Raw genomic sequence first — 19,467 nt, 5'->3', positions numbered from 1 at the left:
TTACGTAAGAAGAATGACTTAGAGATTGAAGCCTACATAGGAAGCTGATGCTATAGAGCTCTGGCGGGTTAAATTAAATATGGGGGAAGACGGCTGAGTAAGTTTAGAGATTTCGTGTATTGCTATGGACCATTAGTTAGGGGATGTAACCAAGTGAGGATTAATGCAACAAAATTAGGAAGTTAGCCGGATGAAATCCCTATTAAACTTCTGCTAACATAGTTTTATTCTAACTTAGACGAGTGGTGAAAATGGATGAGTACAATTAAAGTTACCCCTGAACAGTTACACCACGTATCGAAACAGGTGGATCAGGCGAGACAACAATTGGAGGTTATCCAACAAGATCTCACAAGACATATCATGTTCCTTCAGACCATGTGGCTGGGGGTGACGCAGGAGAACTTTTATAGACAATTTACACAAGCACTTCCAGTATTGCAAAAAGCACTGGAGAGCATGACGTATACTTCTCAGGACTTAAATGATATTGCTACCCGATTTGAGAATGCAGATGCGGAGACAGGTAGTATAGGTGGTGTTCTCGGTGCTGTAGGTGCAGCAACGATGATGAACTCGGGGACTGACGCGGGTTCGGAAGATAAAGGCTATCGGATGGCTCAAGTCAATATCTATGGTAGGTATGTATGGTTACCCGTGAATGAGAATGGTGTTACTGATCAGGCAGCCTTGCAGGCTTACAAGAAAGATCATGGACATGTGGATTTTAATCAGATGCAAGCTGAAGCTGTGAAGCCCGAAGAGCCGGAAGAAGATATATATGCCTTGCAGATTAAAGCTTTTGAAAATCGAGTCCATCCCTTCACTGGAGAGCCTGTATCGGATAAGTATGCTAAGGTGATGATAACTTCCCTGAAGTATAGTCAGCTTCTTATGGCTTTTCAAATGGTTCGCGGAAGTATGCCAGGTCGCAAAGGACCGTTTCGCTTCTCTGCTTCTGATCCGGCTGTGGCGAAGATTAAAAAGAATATAGAAGCGGCTGAAGCGAGGAAAGGAAATGGGCAAAAAAAAGAACCTGAGGGAAAAAGAGAAGTCGCTAAGACTGTAATAAGTGAAGAAGTAAGTGATACTGAGAAATTGCAAAGACCTTACGATCATTTGGTGAACGTAGATGGTTTTAAAAGAGGTAGCAGACCAGGAGTGTCAGGTGGTCATAATTTAGAAAAATTTAATGAGGTTTTACAAGAAGACGCGAATAAATATGGGCTGAGTGTTCAAAAAGATTATTATATCGGTGAGCCTAAGAAGCACAATATTGAGGGGATTTACGAAATAGAGTATCAATTACCATCCTTGAAACGAAGTGAATCAGATAAAAGTGTTTTTGAGCCGATAAGAGAAGAAAATGGAAATGTGATTGGGAAAAGAGTGAATGACCCTAAAACAGTATATGATCCTAATATAATCTCTAATGAAAGGATGTATAATTGGGGAAAAGCAGCATTGGAACCACAGATTCAGGCTGGGAATGTGAAAAATGGGATAGTTAAAGGTGAATTAAATGGACTTAAATTTGTAGGATTTGTAGATGACAAAGGGAACATAAAGAACTTTTATCCAGCATTTTAGTTAATATCGAAGGAGAGATATGATGTACAAAATACTAAAAGCAAAAGCTGAAATAGATCAATTAGTTGAATCTTATTTCTGGATTATTGATTTTCCAAGAGCTTTAACATATTTCGGAGATCATGAGAGACATGGGTATGGTTCAGGTCCATTGGAAGTACAATTCTCATCCTATCATTCTCCAGAAGAAGAAGAATACATTGGTGATCAGAAAGTATGTTTTATCGGAGAGCCTCCAGCATACGATGAAGATGTAATGGCAGTCATGGAGTATGATGAATTTTATAATTATTTGTTGATTTACAGTGAGAAGTACTTGGAGGAGCATCCAGAAGGTAAACAGGAGATATATGATTTATTAGATGTGGTGAAAAAAAGATTGGGTTTAAATTCTTAACTTACTGAATGTAAATCTAAAATCATTTGCAATGCACAGCGAATATTCGTTTTATTCTTATACGTCATAGTAACTGTAGTCTAAGTATCGGTGTGAATTTTGTTAGATGTGAAAGCACTAGAAACTTTACTGTTAGCCCCGATAGGTATTCATAAAAAACTGAGAGCTCTTCCCACTTGAGAGATTGTGAGGAATGAGCTTTATTTGCGTATAGAATGTAAATAAAGAAGGTGAGAGCTAGCAAGTAAGGGGCTATAAATATGCGGGCTATACTGATGTGATTACATCTGTCTATCCGTTGTATTAAGGAAATTGAGGATCTTAACATTAAATACATGTATGCAATTGCATGAATTTATCGTGGATTGGGTATAAATTCATCGTTAAAGAATAGTTGTCTGATTAGTAATTATTTGGCATAAGATGTATTTTTCGTGATTTCACTAAGGGGTAGTTCGATATTCTTATGAAAGGATGATGTTGGTTGTAGTTCTTGATGACTACTTTTTTTCGGATGAGAAAGGAAATGCTTAGAAAATGTAGAATATATTAAATAAAGAAGCGTTTTTTGTTGAAAGGTGATTATATGAAAACTACTCTTAGTGAATTAGAACCATTCAAAATACCTCGAAAGCCGGATAATTACGATATTCTTTTTGGGTTGCCTATCCCCCCCATAGATAGATTGCGGACATTCTCAGCAGATCAATTTGAGGACATGATTTGCGAATGGGTCGATGGATATTTGAAAAAAGAGTATTCAACTGTGTATCGCTCAGGCTCGGCTGGTGATAAGGGAAGAGACATAGTTGCATTTGTAAATGATGATTCTCCGAACCATGTCTGGGATAATTATCAATGTAAACATTATGACCATCCGCTTTATCCAAGTGATGTATGGTTAGAATTGGGGAAACTATGCTACTACACATTTATTAATGAATATACAATTCCAAGAAAATACTATTTGATTTCTTCTTGTGGTTTGGGAACTTCTTTGTCAGAATTAATCGAGTACCCGACTCGTCTAAATGATGGATTAATTTCAGCTTGGGAAGATAAATGCAAGAAAAAGATAACGAATGTAAGTGAAGTTCTTTTAACTAATGAATTGCTGGAATATATCCAAAAGTTTGACTTTTCAATAATAAGTCACTGTCCCCCTCAGAAATTGATAGAACAGTACAGCAGCACTCCTTTTTACAAATATCGTTTTGGTGGTGGACTAAATAAGCCTAGACCTCAGTCGGAGCCCCCGGGAGCCTCAATAAAACCGGAGGAAGTAAGATATGTTTCACAACTATTTGAAGCATATTCAGATCACCTTGGAAAAAAGATTGCTGGTGTTGAGGAGTTAAAGAGCTACAGCTCGCTGCATCGACATTTTAATAGACAGCGTGAAGACTATTATAAAGCGGAATCACTTAGAAGATTTGCTAGGGATGAGTTGCCTTATGACGAGCCCTTTGAAAAGTTGCAGGATGAAATTTTTAGAGGAGTAATTGACACGGCAGAGGATAATCATGCAGACGGCTTTGTATGTGTTAAGGAAACAATAAAAGAAGCAAGAAAATTGGAGATTACGAGCAATGTACTAATTAGCTACATTGATGGAAGTGATAGAAGTGGAATATGCCATCAACTAGCGAACAATGACTCTCTGAACTGGGTGAGAAAATGAACGAGGTAAAATTAAGTAGAGAAACCTACCTATTCAATACTCCACTGGAAACTGGGCTTCGATGCTTAGTGATTTTAGCAGAATTGGAAAATAAAGCTGTAGATATTCAAAGGCTTATTTATTTGGACTATCTATTAACGCATTATGGTGATGTTGAGCCAAAATTTGAGAGTCTGCATCCTTCAACCCCATCTCGATCTGGCGAAATATTGATAAAGCGAGATTTAGTAAGCCAAGGACTTCACTTAATGATTAGCAAAAAGCTTATTAAAATTGAATATGGGAAAAGTGGAATTTTGTATGGAGCAACACCTTACTCGAGAGCGTTTCTTCAACATTTCGAGTCTAACTATATGCTACGGCTTCTTGATGTGAATAAATTATTGATAGACAAATTCTCTAATTATACTGACGTGGAACTCAAAAATTTTGTAATGAAAAATATTGATCGTTGGGGTGGGGAATTTGTAAAAGAAGCTTTTGTAAGGGGGGGCAATTAATGAACGTAGAAGGTTTTTTTATTTCTGAAATTCGGCTAACAGGGGAAAATAAGAGAGATGCTAGTATCGTACTTGAAAAAGGGCTTAATGTTATTTCAGGTGCTTCTGATACTGGGAAGACTTACATATTTCAATTGATAAACTATATGTTTGGTGGTAAAGATGAACCAAAAGAAATAGATGAAAGTATTGGGTATTCAACTATTTTTCTTGAACTTGAAAAATATGATGGAGAAAGCTACACATTAAAGCGTGAAATTGGTGATTCATCAATTTTTGTCTATGAGTCAAAAATTGATGATATTTCAATTCTTCAGAATTGTGTGAAGCTAAAAGCTAAGCATGATAAGGATGACAAGGATAATATATCAACATTTCTTTTATCCTTAACAGGAATCAAAGATATGCTTTTAAGGAAAAATGCAAGAGGAACCAAAATATCTTTTTCTTTCAGAAACCTCATTGCTCTAATGATGCTAAATGAAGAAAAAATTATATCAGAGGAAGTACCTATTTATTCCGGTATACCTACAAATAAAACGACAGAACAGTCTGCATTTAAGACTATTCTAACAGGTGTAGACGATAGTCATGGAGAAGAGATAGATGATCCTAAGGTATACAGAACCCGACTTGAAGGAAAGTTAGAGTTTGTAAACGCTTTGTTGCAGAAATTAAAGTTGGAATTGAAAGAAAAAGATGCTCAAATCCAGGGCTATGATGCCCATGAATTAACTTTAGAGATTGACATATTGATGAGTACATTATCAAGTAACAGCAAAGAAGTCAACATTAGAATGGGACAAAAGAAAAAGATATGGATTCAAGAGCAAGAGATAAAATCAAGAATTCTAATGCTCGAAGAACTATTAGAAAGATTCAGATTGCTTGAAAAAAGCTATCTTTCTGATTTAGATCGACTTCAATTTCTCATTGAAGGGGATCACTATATCTCACAATTGTTTGATTCAAATTGCCCTGTTTGCAATAATCCATTCAACTCAAGAGCTACTGAGCATAATCATGATTTTTATTTAGAAGATTTACAGATTGCATGTTCTGAGGAAAGTAATAAAATTAATGCTCAACTAATTGATCTTAGAGAGACATTAACCAATCTGGAAAATGAGAATAAAGAAAACAATGAAAAAGTAAAGCTTCTAAGTCAACAAATTAAGGAAATTGAATTAACTATTCAGCGTGAGTTAAAGCCAATTGCAGTATTAACGAAAGAAAGAATGGATAGTTTGTTGAACGTGAAAAGGATTTTTCAAGAAATCGAACTTAATGAACGTCGTATTGCTGAGTATCAAACTAGCCAATTAGATATTATGAGGGAATTATCTAAAAAGAATCAAAAAATGAAATTCATTAATGAAATAACAACAGAAATTTATGATGAATTTGCTACAGAAGTGAAAAAGTTACTTGATGGATGGAACTACCCTGAATTAACAAGTGTAAGTATAGATTATGATGACCAAGAGTTAATTGTTTCGGGCAAGAAAAGAAAAAATCATGGTAAAGGTTATCGGGCAATATTAAATGCTGCTTTTGTTATTGCAATTATGAAGTATACAAGAAGTTTTGGACTCAAGCATCCTGGACTGATTATTTTAGATTCTCCATTAACTACTTACAAAGAAAGACTCAATCAAACAACACTAAGCAGTAGTAGTGAAGAGGATATATCATTAGATATGAAGCAAGCCTTTTTTAAAAATTTATCTGAACTTCGAAAAGATGTCCAGGTAATCATTTTTGAGAATATAGATCCCATTAAAGAAGTACAGGATAACATGAACTATATTCACTTTAGCAAAGTGATTGGTGTAGGCAGATATGGTTTTATCCCGGTTGACAATGTTTCTGAATCAGTGAGCAATAAGCCGATTCAATAAAAATTAAAGTTGAGGGAGGTAGTGGTAATAATGGATTTTTCGCAGAAAATACGTAATTTACGAAATAAAGCCCAAGAGACACAAGCTGCAAATAAAATAATCGATATGTTAGATGATTTGAAAATGAAGAATGATGAAACAACCTCGTATAGATGGATTTGGGAACTGATACAAAATGCGAAAGACGTTGTTAACACAAGCGGGATGGTTGACATAACTATAAATTTTGACCAAGGCAATAATAGCGTTGAATTCAAACATAATGGGAAGCTGTTCTCAACTGAAAATATTGTTTTTCTTATAGAACAAGTGTCCACAAAAGATCGAACAATAACTGAAGAAAAAAGCAAGAAGACTACAGGGAAATTTGGTACAGGTTTTTTAACTACTCACTTGCTTTCAGAAAAAGTTAGGGTTTCTGGATATTTGCAGGATGTTGGTGAGTCACCGTATTCTTTTAATGTTGTTTTAGACCGATCAGGTGTGGATCAGCAATCAATAATTAGTGCCATACAAGAAAGTTGTTCGCAGTTAGATAAGAACACTACCATAGCTACTGACAAAATAATAGACGATAAAGAATTCAATACTTGCTTCACCTATGATTTGGATGAGTCTGGAATTTCAACAGCAAAGAAAGGTTTGAGAAATCTACTTATTGCTGCACCTTACGTTTTTGCATTTGTTCCAAAGATAGGCTCCATCAAAGTTACAAGTGGTCAATATATACAAACAATTAGCCGCGGTAAAATGATTGACACTGAGCTTGAAGATGCAAAGGTAACAAATGTTGTGATTACTACAAATGGGGTGGCAAAGGATAAATATATTTTTGTCTTGGGAACGAATGATTTATCTGTTGCAGTAGAAGTTGAACAGTGTGCAGATTATAATTTTACAACAAAGTACGATTCTCAACTACCTAAGATATTTTGTGACTTTCCTCTCTTAGGAACAAATGATTTTTCATTCCCTGTAGTCGTAAATAGTCCATTGTTTAATCCAACAGAACCACGAAATGGTATACATTTAACGGACAAAGAACATAAACAAATAACAGAAAATAAGCAAATATTAAAGGGGGCTTCACAACTTTATATTAAGATGATTGACTACTTTTTAGAAAAAGGATACGAAGGGATTTACAACATTACTAAAATCTCTGAACAGCTTGATAAGGATTGGCTATCAAAAGAGTGGTTCGAGCAAGAGATAATTAATAAACTAAAGTCTCATATTACAGAAATCCCTCTCATTTCTACACATAATGATGGAAAAATGCCTCTTATGGATGAATGGGGTGATACATGTGTATTCATTCCAAAAGATTTAGATGAATCTCTCAGAGCAAAAGTATGGACACTATCAAGCCAACTGATTCCTGATATGATTACAAAGCGTGAAGAATTAGAGTGCTGGTACAACTCTTTATGGGAAGAATGTCGCAATTATGGTTTATTAGATTTAATTAGCCGAGTAGAAGCATTCGAAAATATAAGTGAGTTATCAAACCATCTTAATGGTAATGTAACTAGCTGGCTGAATGAATTATTGGCATTGTTCTACTCGAATGAATATACGTATATTGATAATATTGGCAGAAACCCACGTATTTTGCCAAATCAATATGGTGAATTTCGTGCCATAGATGAGGTATCAACTGATTGCGGTATTGATGAAATTTATAAAGACATATCTACTGCTTTAAATTTAGATTTTAGAATTGAATTGTTGAATAAAGAAATTAATAGTGAATTTCTTACTAACATAAAAAAACTCACTTTAGATGATATTTTCTCAGAGATTCTAAAAAAATTGCATAGAGCACATCCTGCAGCAGAAGACTTTTATAAGAACATTATTTCTCTTCAAGCTAAACAGAATATTGAACAAAATGACTTTTTAGATCTTGTTTGTGAATTGCAAGGTAAAGATGCCTGGATAAGGAATAGTGTTTCGAAACATTCACAAGATCTATTAAAATTGGCCTTGAAATTTTGGAGAGAGAAAATAACCAAGGACATAAGCTCCTGTGGAAGTATACAAACATTTGCCTCTAGTTTTAGTTTTGCTAGTGAGTATGAGGCACTGATGTGGATGTCAAATTTTGTTCGAATTTTGGTGAAATATGAGCAAGAGGGTTTATTGGATCAGATTGCTATATTGCCAGATCAATATGGGGATTTCAAAATGAGAGCGGAGTTATCACTGGACTCAGGTGAAATTGATGAAATACTAAAAGATGCATCTAGATATGCTGGATATGATGTGCGTAAATCATTGTTATCAGAAGATATTATTTTAGAGCTACCTGAAAATAGAACTGTATACCTAGAGAACATTTCCGAGAAAATCACACAGTATGTGAAAGAGAATAAAAATAGTATTGGGCAGAATGATATTGATGTGAAAGAAGTATTTCAAAAAGCATATCTTTGGCTTAGAGAAAATTCAACTAATGAAACGGTCAAAAAGTGCTTCAAAGATTTATTAACTAATTTACATTGGTTTTATAATGATAATGATATTGCTGAAAATATGTCTAAAATTGAAGAATACAACGACATACTAGAGAAATATGGTGTTTCTGGAATGCAAGAATTAGAGCAGATATTATCTCGCTCAGATGTTGAAAGTAGTTCAAGTAAAACGGTGGAAATTTCAATGGAACTTCTTGCACAATGGGGTATTTCAACAGAAGAAGATTTAAACCGTGCTCTGGCAAATAATGTGTTTGGTGCGGAATTTATTCATGATTCTAAACGTAACTTTGAATTTTTTAACTATGTCCAGAAGATTCTTAAGCGCTCCAAGAATAAAATCATTGAATTTTTAGAAAAGAAAGAAGACGAAAATGGTGTTAAAGAATATGACGTTTCAGATCCGATCAGAATTAGTAATACTATCTTCGTAATAAAAAAACACGGTACTGATATTTATTTAATTATTCGACCATCTGATTATGGTCAAATAATATTATATTATGATACTGAGTTGGATATGCTTGACTATGAAAAAGATTGTGAATTATGGGTTGAAGATGATAAGAGCGAACCGCAAAAAATTACATTTGGGAAAATATTAAAGCTGACTGGTGTTAACAAGATTCCACTTAGGAGCATAAGAGAAAAATGATTGATGTTAATGAAGTAAAGCAATTACTACAATCTCCTGATTCGAAAAATCTTATCTGTAGAAACTTAGAATTCAGACCACAAAATTTGGCTATGTTTATTGCTGCCCTGTCAAACATGACAGAGGGGTATGGTTATATTGTAATCGGGGTAAGTAAGAATACAAATAATTACTCTATCAATGGAATAAGTAATGGATTCATATTAGATGAACCTATTAAACGGGCACTCAGTTTGTTATCCGAGCAACCACTAATAGAATTTGGTCCACTTAGTATTGAAGGTAAAAATATTTATGCAATAAAAGTGGTAAATGTTAAAAATGAGATTTTCTTCAGTATTCCACAAAATATAGAATCACTAACTGATTTATTTATTCGTGATCTTTACTTGGCTTGCATCAAACTTCAAGCACGTAAGCTTTATGTTAGCAGAACAGAAGATGAGCGTAATGACTTTATTACAGACCTACTGGAAACAAACGGATATCATATAAAAGACCAAACTCGACGCGGAAGTTCTGCTACGGGTAAATCATCTGGCGAAATTGATATTTTTGTGGAAAATAATAGAATGCCTTTTACTATTATTGAAGCCCTTAATTTAGATAGCTTAAATACTAATTATCTTGATGTTCATCTTGACAAGATATACTCTTACGATACAACAGGAAATGCATTCAATGTATGTTTATCATATGTCAAAGTTAAGGACTTTGGGTCTTTTTGGGATAGGTATTGCAACTACGTTAAAACACGTGAATATCCAGTAATGCTTGTCTCTTCTGATACAAATGCTGATAAAGATTATTCATACTCTGATATAAGGTTTATGACAACGACTCATAATCGTTCAGGAAAAAAAACACTTCTTTATCATATGTGCGTAAAAATACAATAAGTATAGATGGGTAAAAATACATTAAAAACTCGTTTTAAGAGAATTGGTATTTATTATGGAGTTTTTCTTTAAGTTATTCTTTCGGAAAACCAAACCCTCAGAAATTAGTAAACTATGAATAGTAGAAAATATGGAGTATTCTTATAGTGGCATTGTAGCTGGGTTAAAAACATTTTATGCTTCTATGCGTCAACTCAATGTAGAGAAAGGAACTTTCGAACATAAATACAATAATGTTATATCTGATACGATATTTGACACTAGGGATTCAGGTGGGTGGAAATTAGCATTCATTAAAAGGGCAAGTGGCAGTGTTCTGTGCGTACCAATTCAAAAAGGATACCGGCTTTCAATTAACGGAAATACAGAATACAATGATTTTATTAATTATTTTGGAATTGGTAATGGTAAAGGGCAATTCACTATTAAAGAATTTGTTTATAATTTGGATGGACAAGTTCCTAATGAATATATACTATCAGATGAAAAATGAAGAGCAATAATAAATTACAATAAGTTAGATAATGAGAGTGATGGAATCTATTCAATAGGTATAAAAAAACTGGGAAGTTATTCATGCTAAGAACCGTAATTACCCAAAGATAAATTTCATAGAAGTCCTAAAAACTTATTAAAGACTAAAGAATAATTCAACTAAAGATATGGATATAACAAGTATGTATGGGACAGATTCTGAAGAAAATATTGAAAAAATAAAGACTGGTAAGCTTGATTATAAGAGTTAATGTTATTGTCCCACACCTACATCTCCCATCGATGAGATATTTGAATTGCTTCTGTATTATCATTAATTCAACTGAGGTTTAAGCATTTTAACTGTTTGCTTAGCCTCAGTTCATAATAAAAAAAATTAATTAAATCGAAGGATAGGGCCTTCTTACGTCCGTCCGATTCAAAAGATAATCAGTGCTGGTTTGATGATAATCTGCCAGTTTTATCAATATAGCCGTAGGAATATCTAATTCACCACGTTCATAGTTACTATAAACACGTTGACTACAGCCGAGATAGGCGGCCATTTGTGTTTGGGATAAGTCTTTGTCTTCACGCAAATTGCGTATACGAGCATACATGATCATCACCTCACTAATATCATATCTTAGCGCGCTATCCGCTATTGATTTTTAGCGGAAAATCCGCTAAAGTGTAATTAGAATAGTTGGTAAAAAGACTAGGTGGGGATAATATGTCAAACCTGATCGAAGATTTGTTTCACGGGAACCTACGGTTGGACGAGTCGATACATCCTGAGCAGGCCGAGTACCACGAAATTAACAGCCAAATATCGGACATGATGCAAAACTACAAAACAAAGCTTCCAGACACAGAATATGATGCCTTGGAGCAACTGATCGACTTGATCGGACAGTCCACATCTATATACGTGGAAGCGGCGTTTGAGCAAGGTTTTCGCACAGGTGGCAGACTGATGATTGAGGTCTTAGCCAAGACGTGAGTATTTATCTACCTCATAAGCCAGCCGACATACACAACAATTTAAAAATCCCCCTCTCCATCACCAGCAATCGGCTGGCATGGAGAAGGGGATTTTGCTTTTCATTACTTACTTATTCACACACCTACCGCGCTCCAATATTCTTCCCAGCTGGCGTTCCCGACTCAATCAGATCACTGCCACCCGCAAGCTTCAGGAAATTGCCCAAGAGAGGTGTTCCATCCGCGCTACGCGTTACCGAAGGTACGAGGGAGACAAAGTCGGCTGCGCTGGCGAGCAGGCCTTTGTTGTTGACGCTTTTTTTGTTTTTCCACCATACGTTGGTGCTGCTGACATCGGTTCCGCTGGTTTTGTCGCTGGCGCCGCCCTGGAAGGACAGGTTGTTGGTGAAGATGTGGGTGCCTACATCAAAAGCAAAGTTGCTCTGCCCATTGTTCCAAGAGGTGTTGTTGGTCATCTGAATCGAACCCGGATTGCTGTTATAGGTGAAGCCATGCTTTTTATTATTAAACGCAATGCTGTTCTCGACAATGTGATTCACGGCGATTTTCTCACCGCCTAGCTTAAATCCGTTGCCATCGCTGTTGGAGGTGGATGTTCCATCTGCGGTTGCACCGTTGGCGTAAGCGATACTGTTACGGATGGTGACAGCACCGATGGCGCCGGTATCTGTTTTACTGTAAAGATCCCAGCCATCGTCTACGTTATAAGCGGCGATACAGCCGTCGAAGACGTTCCCTGGACCGACTGTCAGCTTGGCGGCAAAACCATCCGCATCCTCGCCGTCATCCGGGTCATAGTTGTTGTGGGAGTATGAACGAATGACTTCGTTATAGGAAGGCCATTCACTTTTGGCAGCAGTCGAGGCGTAACGGCCAATCTGAATACCGGTGTCCCGGTTATGATGGGCTTCAATCTGCTCCAGGCGGTTATAGCTTCCTCCGATGAAAATGCCATTATCGCCCGCACCTTTGACTTCAAGTCCTTTTACGAACCAGTAGTCTCCGAACATTTGTAATCCCCGGTTCGTAGAAGCGAAGGCTTGAGCCGAGAAGTCGAAGACCGGTTTTTCCGATCCGTAGGCGACCAGATTTTTACGTTGTGAGGCTGTCCCGCTGTTGCCGCGTTCAATTGTCACCGTTTGCGCAAAACTATAGGTTCCGCCGCGCAGATAGATAGTTTTACCCGGAGCGATCTGGGTCAGAGCATTAGCCAGGGACGTTGGACTGTTGATGGTTCCCGGATTGCTTGCAGAGCCGTTAGGGGACACGTACAAATCACCCGCGGCCAACGTAATATTGGCACTGTTCGCCACTGACTCAGACTCTGAGGCATTCAGTAATCCGCTTTCCAGCAGTTCTGTAGCACCGACCGAACCACCGCTTAACAATAATAGTGGAAACGCAGCACTGAGACAGATGTTGGTCATTCTGGATTTCAGGGAACGCTGGGATCGTGCAGATGCATGAGTAGATGTGGAAGGGAATAATTTCATGATGCAAGCCTCCTTGGTTATTGGGATTAAATATAGAGCTGGCGGCAACCGAGTATGCATGGAGCAGAATACGTTGTGTGTAGCTTCAATGAGAGTAGAAAAGATTACGTCACATGTTGCGTAATACCGGCCGCCTAGCTACAGGGTATCCACCCGGACACAGCTTCATGGTAAATGTTGTAAACGTTATCATCAATAATCATTTGATCAGATCGCGTTCAAGGCTGACAGGGCAGGCAAGACCACTCCCAATCCCAACTCATTCATAGGAAAAATGTAATCCGATCATTGGCTGATCGCCTTTTTTTAACGAACCATCGTCCGAAATGAACGTGAATATGCCCTTTTTTCCGGAGGTGTCCACATAAGACTTATCCCTAATCCGCCGCTTTGAACTTCATCTTTCTCCAAATCAACAGCTGCCACCACACAAAAAGCCCCATAAGCGGCTGCCAACACTGGCACCCAGACTCATGGGGCGACACTTTCATCTAACTTTTTATGCGACAATACTCATCTAGTTATGGACAACTCATCCGACTCGTCTAACGCGAATTAATATCCATCCGTCTCCCGACTACGCTTTGCGGCTTGTTCTACGCCTGGATCATGCTTGGGCTGTACTGTTTCACTATCGTCTGTGGATACAGACGCCAAGCCCTCTGCCACACGGCGCCCGTAATCTGCATCTGCTTGGGTAAAATGAGAGATCATGCGCTCCCGGATATCCGGTTTACATTGAGCCAGTGCGTCGACCATGTTGCTGATTAGCTCATCCCGCTCCCAGTCCTCGAAAGCCCGGTACGTATCGCCGGTTTGTCCAAAATCATTGGTACGTTCAATTCTCTCACGCACCAGTCGCCCTTCAATAAGAGGTTCATGTTCCGACCCTCGCGGTGAGGCTTCCTGTAACCCACCAAGAGAAGAGGGTTCGTAGTTGACATGCGGATTTTGACCTGGTGCCCGATCGACTTTGTACTGCATTTGTCCGCCGCTCTGGTTCGTTGCTACCCGGTTCTTCGGTGCATTCACAGGCAATTGCAGATAGTTCGCACCTACCCGGTGACGCTGGGTGTCCGAATATGAGAAGGTGCGCCCTTGCAGTAGCTTGTCATCCGAGAAATCAAGACCATCCACCAGAACGCCTGTCCCGAATGCGGCTTGCTCCACTTCATTGAAATAATCTTCGGGATTGCGATTCAGCGTCATTTTACCTACAGGCAGAAACGGAAACTGATCCTGCGGCCACAGCTTGGTCGGGTCCAGCGGGTCAAAATCCAGCTCTGGATGCTCACCATCCTCCATCACCTGAACGCATAACTCCCATTCGGGATAGTCACCCTGTTCAATGGCATGGTATAGATCGAGCGTCGCATGATTGAAGTTCTGCCCCTGAATTTCATTGGCGTCCTTCTGGAGCAGATTCCGAATACCCTGTTTCAACGGTTCCCAGTGGTATTTGATAAGCACACCTTTGCCATCTTGATTCACCCATTTGTATGTATTTACGCCTGAGCCTTGCATCTGCCGATAATTGGCCGGAATGCCCCATGGAGAGAAGAGAAAGGTCACCATATGAGTGGATTCAGGACTGAGGGAGACAAAGTCGAAAAACCGTTCCATATCCTGTGCGTTGGTCAGCGGATCGGGCTTGAAGGCGTGCACCATATCCGGGAATTTGAGCGGGTCACGGATGAAAAAGATTTTCAGATTGTTGCCGACCAGATCCCAGTTGCCGTCTTCTGTATAAAATTTAACCGCGAATCCGCGCGGGTCCCGCAGGGTCTCCGGGGAATGTCCGCCGTGAATGACGGTCGAGAAACGGACGAACACGGGCGTTTGTTTCCCTTTTTCCTGAAACAGACGTGCTCGTGTATACTTGGATACTGGTTCATTTCCGGCCGTTCCATATGCTTCAAATACGCCATGAGCACCAGCCCCGCGGGCATGTACAACCCGTTCTGGAATACGTTCACGGTCGAAGTGAGTGATTTTTTCGAGAAAATGATAGTTCTCCAGGGTAGTCGGTCCACGGCTACCCACTGTTCGTACGTTCTGATTATCGGTAATCGGATGGCCTTGCCGATCCGTCAATGTCTCGCTGGATGAGTCTGAGGAATGCCCGGATGGTGTAGAATGTTTATCCATGGAGGAAGTACCCCTTTCCTGAAGTTAGATTCCTGTATATATTTTCCCAGCATTCAGGTTCTATACATGACGGCCCTTAAGGAAACTTCCCAACGGAAAACACGCCATGCGAGATATCTATTCGAAATCTAACTCCTATCTAACTCAAAACCGATTCCAACGTAGCGGCTAAATATATATCCAGAGAACATAGATTTTAACAATATAGATTCAATAATATATATCCAAACAACATACATTCAACAACGAGGAATATGACCTCTCCGTTATCCAGATGAAAAAACACTTGTCTCCAAGCCCATCACATGAGATAATTAACTTTTGCCCAGCGGCCTTTTTTGAAACGGAACAATTGAATTGGACCGCTTTGTCTAAGAATGGAGGATGACCCAGGATTGTCTACACAACGTTACCCTTTTGCATATGATCCGGCTGAACCTTTTGTATCCCGTCTGGGAGAGTGGGTGGCCGATGTGTTTTATGATATTTTGCCAGAGTCCGGCTTTGAGGTACGGGACGAACAGATTTTTATGGCGTACCAGCTCGAACGGGCCTATGGAGATAAAAAGACGATTATGGCCGAGGCCGGCGTAGGAACAGGGAAGACACTCGTTTATCTGCTCTACGCGGTCTGTTATGCACGTTATACAGGCAAACCGGCAGTGATCGCCTGCGCCGATGAATCCTTGATTGAACAGCTCGTCAAGCCGGGCGGAGATATAGCGAAGCTTGCTGAACATCTGGATCTGCAAGTGGACGCACGACTCGGCAAGTCGCCGGATCAGTACGTCTGTCTGAACAAACTGAGTGCAGTCCGATTCGCCGATGAGGATGCGCCAGTGATTGAAGAGGTCTATGAGAGTTTGCCGGATTTCGTGAACACGCCGGGAACACTTCAAGCTTTCCATCCGTATGGTGACCGCAAACAGTATCCGCATCTGAACGACCGCCAGTGGAACAAGATTAACTGGGACCCGTTTCAGGATTGTTTCGTGTGTCCAAAAAGACAGCGCTGCGGCCTGACGCTGTCGCGTGATCATTACCGTCGTTCCAAAGATATCATCATCTGTTCTCATGATTACTACATGGAGCATGTATGGACCTATGAAGCACGCAAACGCGAAGGACAGTTGCCTTTATTGCCCGATCACAGCTCGGTTGTATTTGATGAAGGCCATTTGTTGGAAGAAGCGGCACTAAACGCCCTGAGCTACAAGTTGAAGCATCGTATCTTTGAAGAATTGGTTACACGTCTGCTCGAAGGCGAGATTCGTGAATCCCTTGCGGAGCGAGTGGATGAAGCGATTGAAAGCAGTGAGCGATTGTTCCGTCTGCTGGATATGTACACGGTGGCCATTCCGGGCTCTGAACGGAAGGAAGTCCGGGTGGAAGCACCGCTGCTGCGTGAGATCGAACGATTGACGAATATTCTGGATGCAATTGGCGAAGAGCTGGTATTTGAGAGCGGACTATTCTCGCTGGACGGCTATCAGATGCGTGTCGTGGAAGAACATCTTGATATGATCCAGACGGCATTGTCCCTCTTCCGCAAGGAAGATGGTTATATCTGCTGGGCGGAAGAGAGCGAGGATGAGACCACGTTGTCGATCATGCCGCGTACCGTAAAAGAAATCTTGAATGAGCGTGTGTTCAACACCGGCATTCCGATCGTATTTTCATCGGCTACGCTGTCTGTGGACAATTCTTTCCGTTATGTGGCGGACAGCCTTGGTATTGACGATTTTGTATCGTTCTCGGTGGCTTCTCCTTATGACTATGCGGATAAAATGCAGATGAAAATTGCTGAACAGGCTGTACCCGGTCAGGCAGAGAATGAAAACCGACTTCATGACGCCGCAGCTCTGCTTCAGGAGAGCGGGGGTCGCGCGCTAATTCTGTTCCGTACGATGGAGGAATTGCTTACATTCAAACAGGATATCGTGCAAGTACCGGAAGCACAGGGACTGCGCTTTATGTACGAAGGAGATCGGGAGATCAGTGATCTGATCGCGGCATTCCAGCAGGATGAGGAGAGTGTGCTGTGCTCCGTCAATCTGTGGGAGGGACTTGATGTTCCGGGGCCTTCGTTGTCTAACGTTATCATCTGGTCGCTTCCGTATCCGCCGCAGGACCCGGTATTCAATGCCAAGCGGAATGCATCCGCTTCGCCATATGAAGAGATCGATCTGCCATATATGTTGCTGCGAGTGAAGCAAGGGCTTGGACGTTTGATTCGGACAAGCAGTGATTCCGGCTCGGCCGCGATTCTGGATGAGTCGATCTATACCCAAAAAGAAGCCAAAGACCGCATTGCAGCTCTGCTTCCGGAAGGTGTGGAATGGACTACCTTGTCCCACTAATGGATTAACAAACATGTCTCATGCCTCTCAACCTAACTTAACTCATTAATATTTATGAACGAGAACAGAAATAAGCTCCTGTACACTTGGGATCATTCATCCGCAGGTGAGCAGGGGCTTATTTGCTTTTGGATCGACTTGGATATAAGATCGAAGATTTGCTTGTTATGAAGCTAGGCTTTGCTATTGATACTGGGAGGGAGCATGAGCACCGTTGTTTTCGTAGATTTGGCCTTGTTAAAAAATACCCATGCTCAAATACCGTTCCCCGGTATCCGGCGCAATACAGAGCACCCGGTGTCCAGGCCCCAGTTCCTTCGCGATGCGAAGGGCGGCCCACACCGAAGCGCCAGAGGAAGGGCCGAGCAACAGCCCTTCCCGGGCAGCAAGCTGCCGCATCGTATCCAGTGCGTCCTCATCGGACACCTGGATAATGGCATCCCATACGTCGGTATTCAAGATGTCCGGGATGAAGCCCGGACTTGTACCGACGAGCTTGTGCGGTCCTGGCTCGCCGCCGGACAGCACCGGGGAACCTTGCGGCTCCACCGCATAGATGCGGAGGGCGGGAAGCTGCTTGCGCAGCTCTTCGCCCGTTCCGGTGATCGTGCCGCCGGTTCCAGCCGTAGCGATGAAGGCGTCTAGCCTGCCATCCATCTGCTGCATAATCTCGGGTGCCGTAGTGATTCGGTGAATATCCGGATTCGACCGATTCTCAAACTGCTGGGGAATGAAGCTGCCTGGCAGTTCGGCGTGAAGTTCCTTGGCTTTGCGGATCGCCCCGGGCATTCGCTCGGCAGCGGGGGTGAGCACAACTTCAGCGCCGTAAGCCTTTAGAATGTTAATGCGCTCCTTGGACATATTGTCCGGCATGATCAGAATGGCTTTGTATCCTTTAGCAGCCGCATTCATTGCGAGGCCGATACCTGTATTGCCGCTGGTTGGTTCGATAATCGTCGCTCCGGGCTGTAGCAATCCGTCTCGTTCAGCTTGTGCAATTAAATTGTAAGCCGCACGGTCCTTGACACTGCCGCTCGGGTTGAAGTATTCAAGTTTAACGAATACGTCAGCAGAGTTGTTCCCCGTAAGTCGGCTGAGCCGGACGGCAGGCGTATTGCCGATCAATTCGGTCACATTGGCGGCAACGAGCGGATGGCGGTAACTATCTTTTTGAGAATGTGAAGATGAATGTGAATTTGGACTTATATTCATACAGTACAGCTCCTTGCTTGAACAGACATTGAGCGCACATCCTTTTTCCCGGTTGGAATGGTTGGATATGACTACTTCATCTTAATGAACGTATCGGGGGTGGTCAACCCATTCAAGCTGAAGGTTCGCCTATGTAAGCATAAGCTACGCTATGTCTGAGATTGGGTCAGATCGATCCGTAGATGGTAACTCAGCTCTTTTTTGACCTCATTACGCGCAAAAGTCCAGAGCATATAGAACCGTTGTCCGTATCCCCTGCACAAATAAATCGTTTCGATTCCATCCTTTCCCCGTATTTCCTGCACAATCTTCACTCCACGCGTCCTCATCTGTTTGCGTAGCTCCTGCATTTCCTTGAGCACCTGATTTTGAATGCGAGTGAGTGACAGAATGTAGACTTCGGGCATTTTTAGGAGCAAGCCATCCAGCGTTTGAATATCTCGTTCCAGTACATCCAGCAAAAGAGTGCGGACAACCATACCTTTGATTAGATGATGATCTTCATCTGCAGGGGATGGGGCGGAAGTAGAAGGGAATGTCATAAGCTCACTTCCTTAGCAACTAAGATATACATGTTACAGGAACAAGTGTTCCTGTTTATATTATAGTCAGCATAATCGTGACTCATGCAATATTCAAGCTGAAATTTTTTACATTCATTAAAGAAAATGC

16 protein-coding genes are annotated in these 19,467 nt (G+C 40.7%); 10 read left to right on the top strand and 6 right to left on the bottom strand.

Annotated elements, in window-relative coordinates:
- Positions 1–255: 255 nt before the first annotated feature.
- The 8 genes from PQG66_RS09490 to PQG66_RS09455 all read left to right on the top strand — a co-directional run bounded on the left by PQG66_RS09490 (position 256) and on the right by PQG66_RS09455 (position 10,596).
- Positions 256–1,590: a WXG100 family type VII secretion target gene (locus PQG66_RS09490; RefSeq protein ID WP_272037444.1), complete on the top strand. Its 1,335-nt coding sequence runs from the start codon at positions 256–258 to the stop codon at positions 1,588–1,590.
- Positions 1,591–1,609: 19 nt separating this feature from the next.
- Entirely contained in the window at positions 1,610–1,987 is a 378-nt protein-coding gene (gene cdiI / locus PQG66_RS09485; protein WP_272037443.1) for a ribonuclease toxin immunity protein CdiI, read from the top strand.
- A gap of 586 nt (positions 1,988–2,573) precedes the next feature.
- Positions 2,574–3,668 (top strand): ABC-three component system protein, encoded by a 1,095-nt coding sequence (locus PQG66_RS09480; RefSeq protein WP_272037442.1) that lies wholly within the window; start codon positions 2,574–2,576, stop codon positions 3,666–3,668.
- Positions 3,665–4,168 (top strand): ABC-three component system middle component 2, encoded by a 504-nt coding sequence (locus PQG66_RS09475; RefSeq protein ID WP_272037441.1) that lies wholly within the window; start codon positions 3,665–3,667, stop codon positions 4,166–4,168. The genes PQG66_RS09480 and PQG66_RS09475 overlap by 4 nt, the downstream gene beginning before the upstream one ends.
- Positions 4,168–6,069 (top strand): hypothetical protein, encoded by a 1,902-nt coding sequence (locus PQG66_RS09470; protein WP_272037440.1) that lies wholly within the window; start codon positions 4,168–4,170, stop codon positions 6,067–6,069. Before PQG66_RS09475 ends, PQG66_RS09470 begins: the two co-directional genes overlap by 1 nt.
- A gap of 30 nt (positions 6,070–6,099) precedes the next feature.
- Positions 6,100–9,204, top strand: coding sequence for a sacsin N-terminal ATP-binding-like domain-containing protein (locus PQG66_RS09465; protein ID WP_272037439.1), 3,105 nt, complete (start codon positions 6,100–6,102; stop codon positions 9,202–9,204).
- Complete coding sequence (locus PQG66_RS09460) at positions 9,201–10,103, top strand: AlbA family DNA-binding domain-containing protein (protein ID WP_272037438.1); 903 nt, start codon at positions 9,201–9,203, stop codon at positions 10,101–10,103. The genes PQG66_RS09465 and PQG66_RS09460 overlap by 4 nt, the downstream gene beginning before the upstream one ends.
- A 130-nt stretch (positions 10,104–10,233) precedes the next feature.
- Complete coding sequence (locus PQG66_RS09455) at positions 10,234–10,596, top strand: DUF6037 family protein (protein ID WP_272037437.1); 363 nt, start codon at positions 10,234–10,236, stop codon at positions 10,594–10,596.
- 382 nt (positions 10,597–10,978) lie between these two features.
- Here PQG66_RS09455 and PQG66_RS09450 read toward each other — a convergent pair whose 3' ends face one another.
- Entirely contained in the window at positions 10,979–11,197 is a 219-nt protein-coding gene (locus tag PQG66_RS09450) for a helix-turn-helix domain-containing protein (protein WP_272037436.1), read from the bottom strand.
- Positions 11,198–11,310: 113 nt separating this feature from the next.
- On the opposite strand from PQG66_RS09450, the gene PQG66_RS09445 reads away from it, so the two are divergent.
- Positions 11,311–11,580 carry a DUF6809 family protein gene (locus PQG66_RS09445; protein WP_272037435.1) on the top strand — a complete coding sequence of 90 codons (270 nt, stop codon included), beginning with the start codon at positions 11,311–11,313 and terminating at the stop codon, positions 11,578–11,580.
- Between the two features lie 124 nt (positions 11,581–11,704).
- On the opposite strand, the gene PQG66_RS09440 is transcribed toward PQG66_RS09445, so the two are convergent.
- From PQG66_RS09440 to PQG66_RS09430, 3 genes are all read right to left on the bottom strand, one after another.
- Positions 11,705–13,075, bottom strand: coding sequence for a right-handed parallel beta-helix repeat-containing protein (locus tag PQG66_RS09440; RefSeq protein WP_272037434.1), 1,371 nt, complete (start codon positions 13,073–13,075; stop codon positions 11,705–11,707).
- Positions 13,076–13,381: 306 nt separating this feature from the next.
- On the bottom strand, positions 13,382–13,540 hold the full coding sequence (locus PQG66_RS09435) for a hypothetical protein (protein ID WP_272037433.1): 159 nt from the start codon (positions 13,538–13,540) through the stop codon (positions 13,382–13,384).
- Between the two features lie 90 nt (positions 13,541–13,630).
- Complete coding sequence (locus PQG66_RS09430) at positions 13,631–15,223, bottom strand: catalase (protein WP_272037432.1); 1,593 nt, start codon at positions 15,221–15,223, stop codon at positions 13,631–13,633.
- A 395-nt stretch (positions 15,224–15,618) separates the two neighbouring features.
- Between PQG66_RS09430 and PQG66_RS09425 the strand changes: the two genes are divergently transcribed.
- Complete coding sequence (locus PQG66_RS09425) at positions 15,619–17,583, top strand: ATP-dependent DNA helicase (protein ID WP_272037431.1); 1,965 nt, start codon at positions 15,619–15,621, stop codon at positions 17,581–17,583.
- Positions 17,584–17,820: 237 nt separating this feature from the next.
- Here PQG66_RS09425 and cysK read toward each other — a convergent pair whose 3' ends face one another.
- Together cysK and PQG66_RS09415 are read right to left on the bottom strand one after the other, a co-directional pair.
- Complete coding sequence (cysK, locus tag PQG66_RS09420; RefSeq protein ID WP_272037430.1) at positions 17,821–18,795, bottom strand: cysteine synthase A; 975 nt, start codon at positions 18,793–18,795, stop codon at positions 17,821–17,823.
- Between the two features lie 149 nt (positions 18,796–18,944).
- On the bottom strand, positions 18,945–19,337 hold the full coding sequence (locus PQG66_RS09415) for a hypothetical protein (RefSeq protein ID WP_272037429.1): 393 nt from the start codon (positions 19,335–19,337) through the stop codon (positions 18,945–18,947).
- Positions 19,338–19,467 lie beyond the last annotated feature (130 nt).

Source organism: Paenibacillus sp. JJ-100, assembly GCF_948329825.1.
Lineage (GTDB): Bacteria > Bacillota > Bacilli > Paenibacillales > Paenibacillaceae > Paenibacillus.
This window is presented reverse-complemented; position numbering and strand designations above follow the sequence as displayed.